The sequence below is a fragment of the Paenibacillus sp. S-38 genome (assembly GCF_049942825.1).
In the GTDB taxonomy this organism is placed as follows: domain Bacteria; phylum Bacillota; class Bacilli; order Paenibacillales; family NBRC-103111; genus Paenibacillus_G.
In genome coordinates this window covers 6,094,625-6,107,576 of the sequence record NZ_CP187970.1, presented here as the reverse complement: position 1 = coordinate 6,107,576, position 12,952 = coordinate 6,094,625, and the positions used below count along the sequence as shown (strand labels likewise).

Here is a 12,952-nt window from a genome sequence, read left to right as displayed (position 1 = left end):
TGTAAAGGGAAAAGAAGGATGAACGCTGAAACTCGAGGTTTCGAAGGCTGAAAGGGACTATAAGAACAGGGAGAGTCAAGATGGGGGAAGATTTACAAAATAATTTAAAATATTTTATATTGATTTAAAATATAATTTCCAGTATAATCCGGAGTAGGCACTGTTTTAGATAATATTAAAACATTTTATTCGGAAAGGAAAGCCCTTATATGATTACTTCTTACAAGCTCCGCAATCCCTTGATCGAGCAGCGTGCGGATCCGTGGATTTATAAGCATACGGACGGCTTCTACTACTTTACGGCTTCCGTTCCGGAGTATGACCGTCTTGAGATCAGAAGATCCGAGACGATCGAAGGGCTCGCTTCCGCCGAACCTGCCGTAGTGTGGAGAAAATACGATACCGGTCCGATGAGCGCGAACATCTGGGCTCCGGAGATTCACTACGTGCAGGGCAAATGGTACATCTATTTCGCAGCAGCCAAGACAACGGAGACCGTGGAAGGTCTGTTCGACCACCGGATGTTCGTCCTGGAGTGCGACGCTGAGAATCCGCTCGAGGGCGAGTGGATCGAGAAGGGCCAGCTCAAGACCGACTGGGAATCGTTCTCCCTCGATGCGACTTCGTTCGAGCACAACGGCACGCAGTACCTGGTTTGGGCACAGCGCGACCCGGAAATCCCGGGCAACTCCAATCTGTATATCGCCGCCATGAGCAATCCGTGGACGATCATCGGTCCGCAGGTGATGCTCACCAAGCCGGAGTACGACTGGGAAGTGATCGGTTTTCTCGTGAATGAAGGCGCTGCCGTGATCAAGAAGAACGGCAAAATTTTCATCAGCTACTCCGCCAGTGCGACCGACCATCACTACTGCATGGGTCTGCTCAGCGCTTCGGAAACGGCAGACCTGCTCGATCCGGCTTCGTGGACGAAGTCTCCTGTACCGGTATTCGTGACCTCCGAGGAGAACGGGCAGTACGGCCCGGGCCATAACTCCTTCACGGTCGCTGAGGACGGCGTAACCGATCTGCTCGTCTTCCATGCGCGCAGCTACAAGGAGATCGTCGGAGATCCGCTGTACGATCCGAACCGCCATACCCGCGTTCAGGTGCTGGAGTGGAACGCCGACGGAACACCGAGCTTTGGGGTGCCGCTGCCGGATACGAAGGAAGAGTAGTATATTAACGTGGATTAATTCAGCAAAATATAAAGAAGCATGATCAAGAAAGCGTATTCAAAAAAGTGATTGACAGTTGTTTTATGTCGGTTTAAAATAAAGGAAGAAAATAGCTATTGTGTTTTAACAGAAACTAAAACAAATAGCTATTCCTTCTTTTAGATTAAATAAATAAACCATATTTAGAAAAGAATGCGTTAACAAAACAGACACGGGGGTATTTACACATGAAAAAAGCACACGGCCTTATGCTCGCAACGACACTGCTCCTCAGCTCTCTGGCAACGGCTTGTTCTTCTGGCGGCGAAACGGCGAAGCCTGACGCCAATGCAGGAGGCGGCGCTGCAGCCGGCGGCAAAACGAAGCTTCAGTTCTGGACCTTCAACGAGCTGCACCAGAAGTACTTCGTGAGCATGGCTGAAGCGTGGAACAAGGCGCACCCGGACAAAGCGATCCAGCTCGAAGCGAGCACGCTGCCGTTCGACGACATGCACAACAAGCTTCTGGTAGCGCTTCAGTCCGGTACAGGCGCTCCGGATATCTCCGACATCGAGATCAGTAAGTTCCCGAACTACCTGAAGGGCACGCCGCAGCTCGCCGAGCTGAACAGCGTAGTGGAGCCGGAGCTGAAGAATATCGTCAAATCGCGTGTGGATATCTACTCCAAAGGCGGCAAGTACTACGGTATCGACTATCATGTTGGCGCTTCCGTTATCTACTATAATAAAGAAATGCTCGATAAAGCCGGCGTTAACCCGGACAGCATCACCACTTGGGATGAATTCTACGAAGCGGGCAAGAAGGTTGTCGCCGCCACAGGCAAGCCGATGATCACCTTTGAAGCGACGGATCCGTTCTCCTTCTGGCCGATGATCGCGCAGCAGGGCTCCGACATCACGGATAAAGACGGCAAGGTCACACTCGACAACGAGAAGAACATCGCGGTCCTGACGTACATGCAGAAGCTCGTCAAAGAGAAGATCGCCATCGTCGCACCGGGCGGCTTCCACCACGCGGAAGAGTACTACGGCTTCATGAACAAAGCGGGTGCAGCTTCCATCGCGATGCCGATGTGGTACATGGGACGCTTCACGGACTACATGCCTGACCTGAAGGGCAAGATGGTCATCAAGCCGATGCCGGCTTGGACCAAGGGCGGCAACCGCTCCGTAGGTATGGGCGGTACGGGTACGGCGGTAACGGCGCAGTCCAAGAACAAGGAACTGGCGGCTGAATTCCTCGCTTTCGCTAAGCTCTCCAAGGAAGCGAACATCCAGATCTGGAAGCAGCTTGGCTTCGACCCGATCCGTACGGAAGTATGGACGGCTCCTGAGCTCAAGGAAGACAACAAGTTCACGCAGTACTTCGGCAAGGACATCTTTGACGTCATGACCGAGATCAAGGACGAGATCGGACCGATTAACGTCAATGAGAAAATGCCTGAAGTGAACGATGAACTCAAGAAAACGACACTCTTCAAAGCGCTGAACGATATGGAAGATCCGGCGAAAGTACTGAAGGAATCCGCTGATCAGCTGAGAAAATAATGGGTTAGACGTGACCGGCTCCGGCTCCGGAATTATGGGGGCCAGCCGGTCATCTACAACCGACAATTGGAGGAACCGTGCCGTGGAGAACCATACTGCAGCTATTCAAACCGTAGAGAAGAAGCGGAGAGGCAGCCTGGCCTACAACCAGCGACTAGCTCCCTACGTGTTTGTGGCGCCCTTTCTCATCACGTTCATTTTGTTTTTCGCGTATCCGGTTGCTTCAACCGTCCTGATGAGCTTCCAGGAAGTGCTGCCGGGCCAGACCAGATTCATCGGCTTCGACAACTACACGAAGCTGCTTAACCCTACGTTCTACAAGGCGATCCTGAACAGTGCGAAGTACACGGTGCTTACGCTGCTTGTACTGATTCCGCTGCCGCTTGTCCTCGCTGTTTTCCTTAATTCTTCGTTTATGAAAGCCAAGAATTTCTTCCGTTCCACCCTTTTCGTTCCTGCACTTACTTCGGTCGTTGTGGCCGGTACGGTCTTCAAGCTGGTCTTCAGTGAGCTCGACAGCGCACTTGCGAATACGTTCATCGGATTCCTTGGAATCGAACCGCAAAAATGGCTTGGACAGTCCTCGACAGCCATGCTCGTGCTCGTCCTGCTGGCAACATGGCGGTGGCTTGGCGTCAATATCATATATTTCCTCTCCGGTCTGCAGAGCATCCCGACGGAGCTCTATGAATCCGCGGATATCGACGGTGCGAACACCTGGGATAAATTCGTGAAGATCACGCTTCCGCTGCTCAAGCCGGTGACGATCTACGTACTTACGATCTCCATCTATGCCGGTTTCGCGATGTTCACCGAGAGCTACATGCTCTATAACGGTAACCGCTCGCCGAAGGATATGGGCCTTACGATCGTCGGTTACATTTATCAGCAGGGTCTTGAGAAGAACAACCTCGGTCTCGGCTCCGCGATCGGTCTGACCCTGCTCGGCATCACGATGTTCATCAACCTGGTTCAGCTCAAAATTACCGGACAATTCCGGAAGGAGGACTAATCACGTGCCTCAGCCTAAATCCTGGTCCGCTCAATCGGTCCTTCTTCTCCTGTTGTTCGTCGCCATCGCTGCCTTCACCCTGTTTCCGATCTATGCGCTCTTCCTGGCTTCGTTCAAGCCTTCGCAGGAGCTGCTCCGCTACGGTCTGAACCTCCGGTTCGATACGGAGCTCATGAGCCTGAAAAACTATGCGTTCATCTTCTCCGGCGATGCGAGCAACTACTTCGGATGGTATAAGAACTCGCTGATCATTACGGTTCTGGCGACCCTGCTCTGCCTGCTGTTCTCCTCGATGGTAGGCTACGGGCTCGCAGTGTACGATTTTAAAGGCCGGAACCTGGTCTTCGTTCTGGTTCTCATCGTGATGATGGTGCCGGTCGAGATCATCCTGCTTCCGCTCTACAAGCTGATCATCGGACTGAAGATGATGGACAGCATCTGGGGGGTTATCCTTCCGTTCGTGGTGGCTCCGCTGCCGATCTTCTTCTTCCGCCAGTATGCGGAAGGGCTGCCGAAGGACTTCCTCGATGCAGGCCGGATTGACGGCTGCTCCGAGTACGGCATCTTCTTCCGGCTGATGGCCCCGCTCATGGCTCCAGCCTTCGGGGCGATGGCGATCCTGCAGGGAATGGGCGCCTGGAACAACTTCCTGTGGCCGCTTATCGTGCTCAAATCCAATGAGAAGTTCACCCTGCCGATCGGGCTCGCGACGCTGCTTACCCCTTACGGGAACAACTACGATATCCTGATCGCAGGCTCCGTACTGGCCATTCTGCCGATTCTGATTCTGTTTATCTTCTTCCAGCGCTTCTTCGTCTCCGGCCTGACCGTAGGCGGAGTGAAGGGATAATTCACCTGGGGAAGACACAAGCGTTACACGACAACCGGTATAGGGAACGGCGGATGGTTCGCCTCTCTGTGCCGGTTTTCTTTTAAGATATTAAAAGCTTCATATCAACTACGGATGTACTTCTTGGAGAGGACCCCGATCCGGGGTTTTTCTTCTGGCCGAATAGAGAAGGAGTGAGCACGAGAATGCCGGGAATGTGGAAAAGAAGAGGGCTAGTCCTGCTGATGGGACTGGCCGTACTGGCGGCAGGCTGCAGTCCTGCGAGCAAGACGCCGGATAAGGCAGGGGAAGCCTCCTCCCCCAAGGAGGAGACCATCGAGTGGAACAACCCGCTCGTGGAACAGCGGGCCGATCCCTTCGTGATGCGCCACACGGACGGTTACTATTACTTCACGGCTTCGGTGCCGGAGTATGACCGCATCGAGGTGAGGCGGGCCAAGACGCTGGGCGAGCTGGCGAAGGCGGAGACGGTCACGGTCTGGCAGAAGCATGAGAGCGGGCCGATGAGCAAGCATATCTGGGCGCCGGAGATTCATCATATCGATGGCAAATGGTATATCTACTTTGCGGCAGGGCGTACGAATGCGCCTTTTGACCACCGCATCTATGTACTCGAGAACGATTCGGCCAATCCGCTCGAGGGAACCTGGACCGAGAAGGGGCAGCTGAAGACGGACTGGGAGTCGTTCGCACTGGATGCGACGACCTTCGAGCACAAGGGCACCCGTTATCTGGTCTGGGCCCAGAAGGACCCTGCGATTTATGGGAACAGCAATCTGTATATTGCTCCGATGAGTAATCCATGGACGCTCGGCGGCCGGCAGGTCCTGATCTCGCAGCCGGAGTTCGACTGGGAGCAGATCGGCTTCTGGGTGAACGAGGGTGCGGCGGTGATCAAGCATGACGGGCGCCTGTTCATGACGTATTCGGCCAGCGCCACGGATGCCAACTATGCGATGGGGCTGCTGACTGCGTCCGAATCAGCGGATCTCCTTGATCCGAAATCATGGACCAAATCGGAGAAGCCGGTCTTCGCCACCAGCGAGGAGAACGGGCAGTACGGCCCGGGGCACAACTCCTTCACCGTCTCGCCGGACGGGAAGCGGGATATTATGGTGTACCATGCGCGCAGCTACAAGGAGATCACAGGCGATCCGCTCTATGATCCGAACCGGCATGCCCGCGCGAAGTATGTCACGTGGAATGCGGACGGGACGCCGAACTTCGGGGTGCCGCTGCCGGATACGAAGCAAGGAAAGTAAGGAGGGGGACGCCGCCGAATGGAGAGAGGCGTATGCCGGCGAAGGGAAGGACGCCGTGAGCAGCGCTTACCCTGGCGCTTGCCATGGTCCCTCAAAGAGGGGCTGTCCCAAAAGTATTTCCAGTAGATGTGAACAACCCCAAAATGACCTCAAAATCCATTGTTAAGTGGAGGATGAGGTCATTTTTTATCGCTGAATTCCTATTCAAAGTGGGGGATCAAAAATCATTAATTGCCTTTTGGGACAGCCCCTTTCGTTCGTGCGGAGGGAATCATACGGAGGGCATAGGGGATCCTCAAGATGAAGTAGGCGGCAGGATGCAGAAGCAGCTGCTATAGTGCGCGTATGCCTTGCGATGGGAAAGTCGGTGGAAGCAACGCTTAGCCGGTCGCTTTCCACTAGAGACCCTGTAGGCCGTTTTATCACTGTTGACGAGCCGAAAATAAAATAAAGGAACTGAGATGCCTTATTAGGTCATTTCCCATCATTTCCCGAGAAATAGAGGAACTCAGGTATCTTATTGTGCCATTCACCTGACTATGTACTACGAAACGCTGAAATAGTGAACCTCAGTTCCGCTATCTTCGACGGAGGCTCCTTAAAATGGGAATTAACGAATCTGAGTTCCTTTATTTGAGGGACGGACTTACGGATGGCAGCGCGGATGCTTGGATCCGTGGCTGAAGGAAGGCAGGACTGTTCGTACAGTCGGCTTGTTCTCATGGAAAACGGAGGTGGCAGGTGTGCATAGGGATTTTAATAGAGGAGGTCTGATGTATTGCCGCTTGACTCTAGAAAGAAGCTAGTGGAGGCACGTAATGCAGCGGGCCGCTTCATAGAAGCGGAATGGGCTGATACAGGGACGGACTTTTACTCATAACTGAAGGTCCGCGAGGCGCAGAGATCTCCCCATTGAAGCTGGAAGATGGGCCGATATTCAGACGGCCTGTCTCTTAACGGCTGAAGGTATCACGTAATTCAGAAGCTGGGAGGGAGGGCAGCACCCCAAAAAAAACGGCCCCCTGCTTGGAATATGCAGGGGCCCGTTGTACAGATGGACGCGAGACCGTTAGTAAGGCCTCGACACGCCTTATATGAAAAGGCTGTATTTTGCTGCGGAATTAAGCGCAGCAGCTCAGAGGGAGGGAGAGCCTCCGGAATAATAAGCCTAGTCGATGTCCCGTTCGGTGTACATGACCCGGACCAGAAGGTCCTGGTTGTAGTTGCCGAAGTTTTTGCCGTAGATGGTCATGCCGCGCTTGTTCTTCGACTTCTCCCCGACTTCGATGCGGAAGTTAAGATCGCTCTTGTAATCGAGGTTGATGTCGGACAGCTTCACGTCGGAGATGCGGCAGCCGTCAATGTAGCTGCCTTCTTCGTTGATGCGGATGAGCTTCAGCATCCCGTATTGATTCAGGTGGGGCGGCCACCAGTCGGGGTTGAAGGTGCCGCGCACATCGCCGAAGTCGCCGGGGCTGGTCCAGCTCCCGAGCTCAATATCATTAAGATAAAAATAAATGTCCGACGGATAGTTGTTGTTGTATCCCGGCGCCTCGGAGCTCAGCTCCATCGACAGCTGGATTTCGGCGAAGGCCTGGTTCGGCTTCAGGTAATTCGGAATGCGGTATTCCAGGAAGCCCTCGGAGAGCCAAATGATCTCCGAATCGATCCGCTGCGGGTCGGCAAAATAGCGGGGCTCGTCAAAGTCGCCGATGATGCTGTCCTTGGTCGCCAGTCCGCAGGTTGGCACCGCCTGATAGTTGCTGTAATGTCCGACTTTGATATCCACCTCATAGAGGTTATCGGTTTCCTTGCTGCGAAGATCGACGATGAGCTTCTCTTCGGTTAGGTAGCAGATCTTCTGGACGCCGTGCTTGCCGACGGCCGTACCGATCTCGATCAGCCCGCTTTCTTCGAGTTTCTTAATGTGCATCGTGATGGCGCCGTTCGTGAGCTTCAGCCGGGTAGCGATTTCATTGAGATTGAGGCTCTGATTTTTCGCAAGAAGTTCGAGAATTTCGATCCGGATATCCGACCCCAGGGCCTTGAATATGTTTAGGCCTGTCTTTAGATCTTTGATGTAGAGCATCTGCGTAAGATCCCTTCTTTACTTTACCTATTTTATTTTAAATTAATTATAATTAATTTACGCAGAAAAAGAAACAAGGATTTTTTGCTGTTTTGCGGGGCGGATTATGAAACCGTTATATCGTCAGGCTTTTGGCAGGGGGGGAGGAAAAAAGAGATAGAGAACAGACTGGATGAAGCTTACAGTTGGCGCTATAAATTCATAAAATAAAACAGGGGGCTGCCCAGGGACGGTCTGAGGTATATGCTGCGAAGGCCTTGCGTGAGAAGAGGAAAACTTCGGGCGGGAGAATAGGGGGGAAAGTGAAAAGTGTCGGCGAGCAAGCAAACACCAATCGGGGAATGGAGGGGGAAGATGAGGGAGAGGCTGATCGGGGCTAAAATGCGAGAGTGAGGCGAAGGTGGCGAGAGGCAGACGCGGTGAGATTGGAGGCTCAAGCAGAGGGAAGCGGGGGACGGGGTCAACGGGGGCCACCGGTGAGGTAGAGGAACCCGAGGGGTGAGGCTCAGTCTGGAGGTAAGGAAAACGAGAGAAGGGCTGAGCGAGGCTGGAAATGTGAGAGTTGAGCGATAAGTGGCGAGAGGCAGGCGCGGTGGGATCAGAGGCTCAAGCGGAGAGAAGCGGGTTACGGAATGAGCGGAGGCCGTCAGTAGGGAAGAGGAACCTGAGGGATGAGGCTCAGCCTGAAAGGGAGAAAACGAGAGAAGGGCTAAGCGTGGCTGGAAATGCGAGAGTGAGGCGAAAGGTGGCGAGAGGCAGGCGCGGCGGGATCGGAGGCTCAAGCGGAGGGAAGCGGTTACGGAATGAGAGGGGGCCATCAGTGAGGTAGAGAATCCTCGAGGGTTGAGGCTCAGCTTGAAAGGGAGGAAAACGACAGAAGGGCTGAGCGAGGCTGGAAATGCGAGAGTGAGGTGAAAGTGGCGAGAGGCAGGCGGGCGATGTGGGATCGGACGCTCAAGCGAAGGGGAGCGGGGGAACGGGGTCAAGGGGGGCCATCAGTAGGGATGAGGAACCTCGGGGGTGAGGCTCAGCCTGAAGGTAAGGAAGACGAGGTAGAGGCTGAGCGGGGCTAAAATGCGAGAAGAGGCGAAAGTGGCGAGAGGCAATCGAGGGGGGCGGAAGGCTTAAGCGGAGGACGGAAAGGGGGTTCCGTCGGGTTGGAGGGAGGCAGGGAACGAAAGGGAGAGGGGGCCGTCAAAGAGGAAGGCAGGAGGCCTCGGGGAGAGGCTCAGCCTGGAAGAGAGGAAAGGGGCTTGGCGGCATAAAGGCTGGCCGGGCGGGGGAGCCCGTAATGCTCGCGGAGGGTCGAGCCGCTGTATTCGGTGCGGAATAACCCGCGGCGCTGCAGCTCGGGGACGACCTTGTCGAGGAAGTCGGGGAGTCCCTCGTGCGTCAGCTGGGGCATGACGTTGAAGCCGTCCGCTGCGCCGCTGCGGAACCAGGCTTCAAGCTGGTCGGCCACCTGGACGGGCGTGCCCGTGAAGGTCCGATGGCCGCGGCCCCCGGCGAGGCGCTGGAGCACCTCCCGCAGGGTCAGGCCCTCGCTGCGGGCCAGCCCGGCGATCAGGCGTGCGCGGCTCTGATGGCCTTGGATCGCCTCAGGCTCCGGCAGCTCGGGGAACGGGGCATCGAGCGGATAGCCCGTCAGGTCGAGACCGAGCCGGTTCGACAGCTGCAGCAGGCTGTGCTGCGGGTTCGAAAGCTCGTGGAGGCGGGCTTCCTTCTCGCGGGCCTCATCTTCCGTATCGCCGATCACAGGGCAGATGCCCGGCAGAATCTTCACGGCCTGCGGGTCGCGTCCGAAGCGCGCTGCCCTCGCTTTGACATCGGCGTAGAAGGCCTGCGCCTCTTCAAGCGTCTGCTGCGCCGTGAAGATCGCTTCGGCGTATTCGGCAGCAAAGCATCTTCCGTCCTCCGAGGAGCCGGCCTGTACAAGGAGCGGACGCCCCTGAGGGGAACGCTGCAGGTTCAAGGGGCCGTCGACCTGGAAGTGCCTGCCTACATGGCGGACAGGATGGACCTTGCTGGAGTCGGCGAACAGGCCGGCCGCCTGGTCGGCGATCACCGCATCGTCCTCCCAGCTGTCCCACAGCTTGACCGCCACCTCAAGAAATTCCCGGGCGCGCTCATACCGCAGGGCGTGGTCCGGAATCTCCTGCAGGCCGAAGTTGCGCGCTTCGCCGTCCGTGCCGGAGGTAATGATGTTCCAGCCGGCGCGGCCGCCGCTGAGGTGATCCAGCGAGGCGAGACGGCGAGCGAGGTTGAACGGCTCGTTGAATGAGGTCGATACCGTCCCGATCAGTCCGATCCTGGATGTGACGACCGACAGGGCGGACAGCAGCGTCAGCGGCTCGAGCCCGCCGGCGGCGCCGTGGCGCACGCTTTCGGGAGAGGCGGCGACCCGGTCGGCCAGGAAGATCGAGTCGAGCTTGGCTTCTTCCGCTTTCCGGGCGATTTCTTGATAGAGAGCGAATTCGGTAAGACGCCGCGGGTCGGACCCCGGATGGCGCCATGCCGCCTCGTGATGGCCAAGAGGAGCAAGAAAGAGATTCAAGTGGAGCTGCGAACGCGGGGAGCTCATAGGTACATACCTCCGGACCGGATCATGAGATCTATCGGTAATAGAAGTCCAAGATGACGTTTGATTGAAAACATAACTCGAAAGAAAAAGGATCAAAAAAGGCAAACAAAAAAAGACTCCCGGGACGCAGACAGCTGCGGGCACAGAGAGCCTTTGGTTGACCAATAGGCGGTGGTCGTTCATGGGGTCATATGTTGACTGTGAAATCTATTATAATTCAACTATTCCGATTATACAAGTGGGTTTTTGCCGCGGCAGCCAATGATGATAAAAAACGGCTGGAGAGCGCATCCTATCCTATTGGAAGCAGGAGGAGGAGGATAAGATGAGTCAAGGGAAAACAAGCTCGAAGGATGACAAGCTGAAATGGTGGCAGCTTTCCCTGCTGGGCGTAGCCTGCACCATCGGTACCGGATATTTCCTCGGCACCGGGATTGCCCTGACGATGGGGGGACCGGCGGTCATCTTCCTGTTCATCCTGGCGGCCTTCGGCACGTATATGGTGTTCGACGCGCTCGCCCGGATGACGGCGGCCGATCCGCAGCAGGGATCGTTCCGCTCCTATGCCAAAAAAGCTTACGGCCGATGGGCCGGTTTTACCAGCGGCTGGGTGTACTGGTCGAGCGAGCTGCTTATCATGGGAAGCCAGCTGGCGGCCCTGTCCCTGTTCACCCGCATGTGGTTCCCGAATCTGCCCATGTGGATGTTCGCCGGGGCCTACGGCCTGCTCGGGCTGGGCATCATTCTGCTCGGCACGAAGGGCTTCGAGCGGCTGGAGAACATGTTTGCCGTCATGAAGATCGCCGCGATCCTGATGTTCCTGGTGCTGGCCGGCGCGGCGCTGTTCGGGATGCTGGGACAGGGGGCTTATGCGCCCAAGGTGCCGGCGACGGGACCGGAAGTGTGGCCCGGCGGCGGCATGGGCTTATGGTCCGCGTTTATTTTTGCATTCTATGCCTTCGGCGGCATCGAGATTATGGGTCTCATGGCGATGCGGCTCAAGAATCCGAAGGAAGCGCCCAAGGCGGGCAAAATGATGATTCTGCTCCTGACGGCCGTCTATATCGCGTCCCTGGTCTGTGCGGTCATCCTGGTGCCGGTCGGTGCGTTCGACTCCAAGGAAAGTCCGTTCGCCTCGGCGCTGAATCATTATAACCTGCCGTTCGTTCCTCATGTCTTCAATTCCGTGCTGATCATCGCCGGCTTTTCGACGATGGTCGCATCGCTGTTCGCGGTGACGACCATGCTTGTCACGCTTGCAGGTGACCATGATGCGCCGAAGATGTTCTCGGCGAAGAAGGGCTCCGCCAAGCTGCCGTTCACGGCGATCGGCTTCACGGCGGCCGGGCTTGCCGTCTCGGTCGTTACGGCGCTGCTCATGCCCGAATCCGTGTATGAATATGTGACCACAGCGGCCGGACTCATGCTGCTCTATAACTGGACCTTTATTCTCATTACGTCGGGCAAGCTGCTGAAGCTGTCGGGCTGGGGCCAGACGAAACGGTGGGGCGGCATCCTGCTCATCGCTCTGGCCGTGGTCGGCACGCTGTTTCATGAGACGAGCCGGCCGGGCTTTTTTATCTCGCTGGGGTTCGTGGCGGTGATCTCCGTGGTCACGCTGATCATGCGCTCGGTGTGGAAAAAGCAGGGCGGCAGCGAGGGCGGACCCGGGAAGAAAGCGCAAGGGCACGAAAGCGGTCCGCCATCCGGACATGACGAATACGAGCCGAATGTGAACCGGCCCGTACTGCCGCACAGACGCAAATCGTACACCTAAAAGAGCAGCCGGCAGGCGGCGACCGCAAAATAAAGCCCGAAGCCGATGAGGGACAAGCCCGAGATCACGGAGATCCCCGTGAGCAGACGCGGGGTCATCAGCCGGCGGAAGGTGCTGGCCATGCCTGCCATGGAAAAATCCCATGCGATGATGCCGAGCAGAATGGCCGAGCTGTAAACGAGCAGCTCCTGCGTACCGTAGACTGACGCGGTCTTGGCCAGGACGGAGCCGTAAATGCCGAGCCAGAAGAGAATGGTCAGCGGGTTGGAGAGCGACATCAGGAAGCCGGAGAAGAAGGATTTGAAGAGCGTATCATCCTTCTTCTTGGTGACGACGGCTACGCTGCTCGCCCCAAGTAGGCTGTCGATGCCCGTATAGATGAGCATAAAGCTGCCGAAGCTCCATAGAAGCGTCTGAATCAGCGGTGTGCTCAGGAAGTGGACCAGTCCCATGTACACCATGATCATGTACAGGGCATCGGCCATCATGGCGCCGAGACCGACGAGCCACGCATGCCAGAAGCCGCAGCGGATGCCCTTGTCCAATTGGGCGGCGTTGATCGGCCCGATCGGAGCCGAGAGCGACAGCCCGAGAAAGATGTAGCTTAAGATTACGCTCATGGTCGTGAACAACCCTCCCGATCACCTGTTGAGCCA

Annotated in this window: 9 protein-coding genes; 6 read left to right on the top strand and 3 right to left on the bottom strand. The window is 56.2% G+C overall.

The genetic code is table 11. The features are described from left to right. The first annotated feature begins 209 nt into the window (after positions 1–209). From ACP26L_RS26975 to ACP26L_RS26955, 5 genes are all read left to right on the top strand, one after another. A complete protein-coding gene (locus tag ACP26L_RS26975) occupies positions 210–1,178 on the top strand; it encodes a glycoside hydrolase family 43 protein (RefSeq protein WP_426448025.1) in 969 nt (322 codons plus the stop codon). 227 nt (positions 1,179–1,405) lie between these two features. Continuing rightward, complete coding sequence (locus ACP26L_RS26970) at positions 1,406–2,725, top strand: ABC transporter substrate-binding protein (RefSeq protein WP_426448023.1); 1,320 nt, start codon at positions 1,406–1,408, stop codon at positions 2,723–2,725. 82 nt (positions 2,726–2,807) lie between these two features. Then, positions 2,808–3,737, top strand: coding sequence for a carbohydrate ABC transporter permease (locus ACP26L_RS26965; protein ID WP_426448021.1), 930 nt, complete (start codon positions 2,808–2,810; stop codon positions 3,735–3,737). A 4-nt stretch (positions 3,738–3,741) separates the two neighbouring features. Further along, entirely contained in the window at positions 3,742–4,587 is an 846-nt protein-coding gene (locus tag ACP26L_RS26960) for a carbohydrate ABC transporter permease (RefSeq protein WP_426448019.1), read from the top strand. Between the two features lie 224 nt (positions 4,588–4,811). Next, positions 4,812–5,849 (top strand): glycoside hydrolase family 43 protein, encoded by a 1,038-nt coding sequence (locus ACP26L_RS26955; RefSeq protein ID WP_426455105.1) that lies wholly within the window; start codon positions 4,812–4,814, stop codon positions 5,847–5,849. Positions 5,850–7,017: 1,168 nt separating this feature from the next. Here the strand turns inward: ACP26L_RS26955 and ACP26L_RS26950 are convergent. After that, the gene (locus tag ACP26L_RS26950; protein ID WP_426448017.1) at positions 7,018–7,938 is read right to left on the bottom strand and encodes an ArsR/SmtB family transcription factor; all 921 of its coding nucleotides are present in this window, start codon (positions 7,936–7,938) and stop codon (positions 7,018–7,020) included. A 1,228-nt stretch (positions 7,939–9,166) separates the two neighbouring features. Then, positions 9,167–10,519 carry an LLM class flavin-dependent oxidoreductase gene (locus ACP26L_RS26945; RefSeq protein WP_426448015.1) on the bottom strand — a complete coding sequence of 451 codons (1,353 nt, stop codon included), beginning with the start codon at positions 10,517–10,519 and terminating at the stop codon, positions 9,167–9,169. 325 nt (positions 10,520–10,844) lie between these two features. Between ACP26L_RS26945 and ACP26L_RS26940 the strand changes: the two genes are divergently transcribed. Beyond that, the gene (locus ACP26L_RS26940) at positions 10,845–12,296 is read left to right on the top strand and encodes an amino acid permease (protein ID WP_426448014.1); all 1,452 of its coding nucleotides are present in this window, start codon (positions 10,845–10,847) and stop codon (positions 12,294–12,296) included. On the opposite strand, the gene ACP26L_RS26935 is transcribed toward ACP26L_RS26940, so the two are convergent. Then, entirely contained in the window at positions 12,293–12,916 is a 624-nt protein-coding gene (locus ACP26L_RS26935) for a LysE family transporter (protein WP_426448012.1), read from the bottom strand. The genes ACP26L_RS26940 and ACP26L_RS26935 overlap by 4 nt on opposite strands. Between the last annotated feature and the right edge of the window lie 36 nt (positions 12,917–12,952).

Coding starts and splice junctions, on each gene's coding strand:
- ACP26L_RS26945 (WP_426448015.1), bottom strand. CDS start 10,519: ATGAGCTCCCCGCGTTCGCAGCTCCACTTGAATCTCTTTCTTGCTCCT.
- ACP26L_RS26950 (WP_426448017.1), bottom strand. CDS start 7,938: ATGCTCTACATCAAAGATCTAAAGACAGGCCTAAACATATTCAAGGCC.
- ACP26L_RS26940 (WP_426448014.1), top strand. CDS start 10,845: ATGAGTCAAGGGAAAACAAGCTCGAAGGATGACAAGCTGAAATGGTGG.
- ACP26L_RS26935 (WP_426448012.1), bottom strand. CDS start 12,916: ATGAGCGTAATCTTAAGCTACATCTTTCTCGGGCTGTCGCTCTCGGCT.
- ACP26L_RS26955 (WP_426455105.1), top strand. CDS start 4,812: ATGGGACTGGCCGTACTGGCGGCAGGCTGCAGTCCTGCGAGCAAGACG.
- ACP26L_RS26970 (WP_426448023.1), top strand. CDS start 1,406: ATGAAAAAAGCACACGGCCTTATGCTCGCAACGACACTGCTCCTCAGC.
- ACP26L_RS26975 (WP_426448025.1), top strand. CDS start 210: ATGATTACTTCTTACAAGCTCCGCAATCCCTTGATCGAGCAGCGTGCG.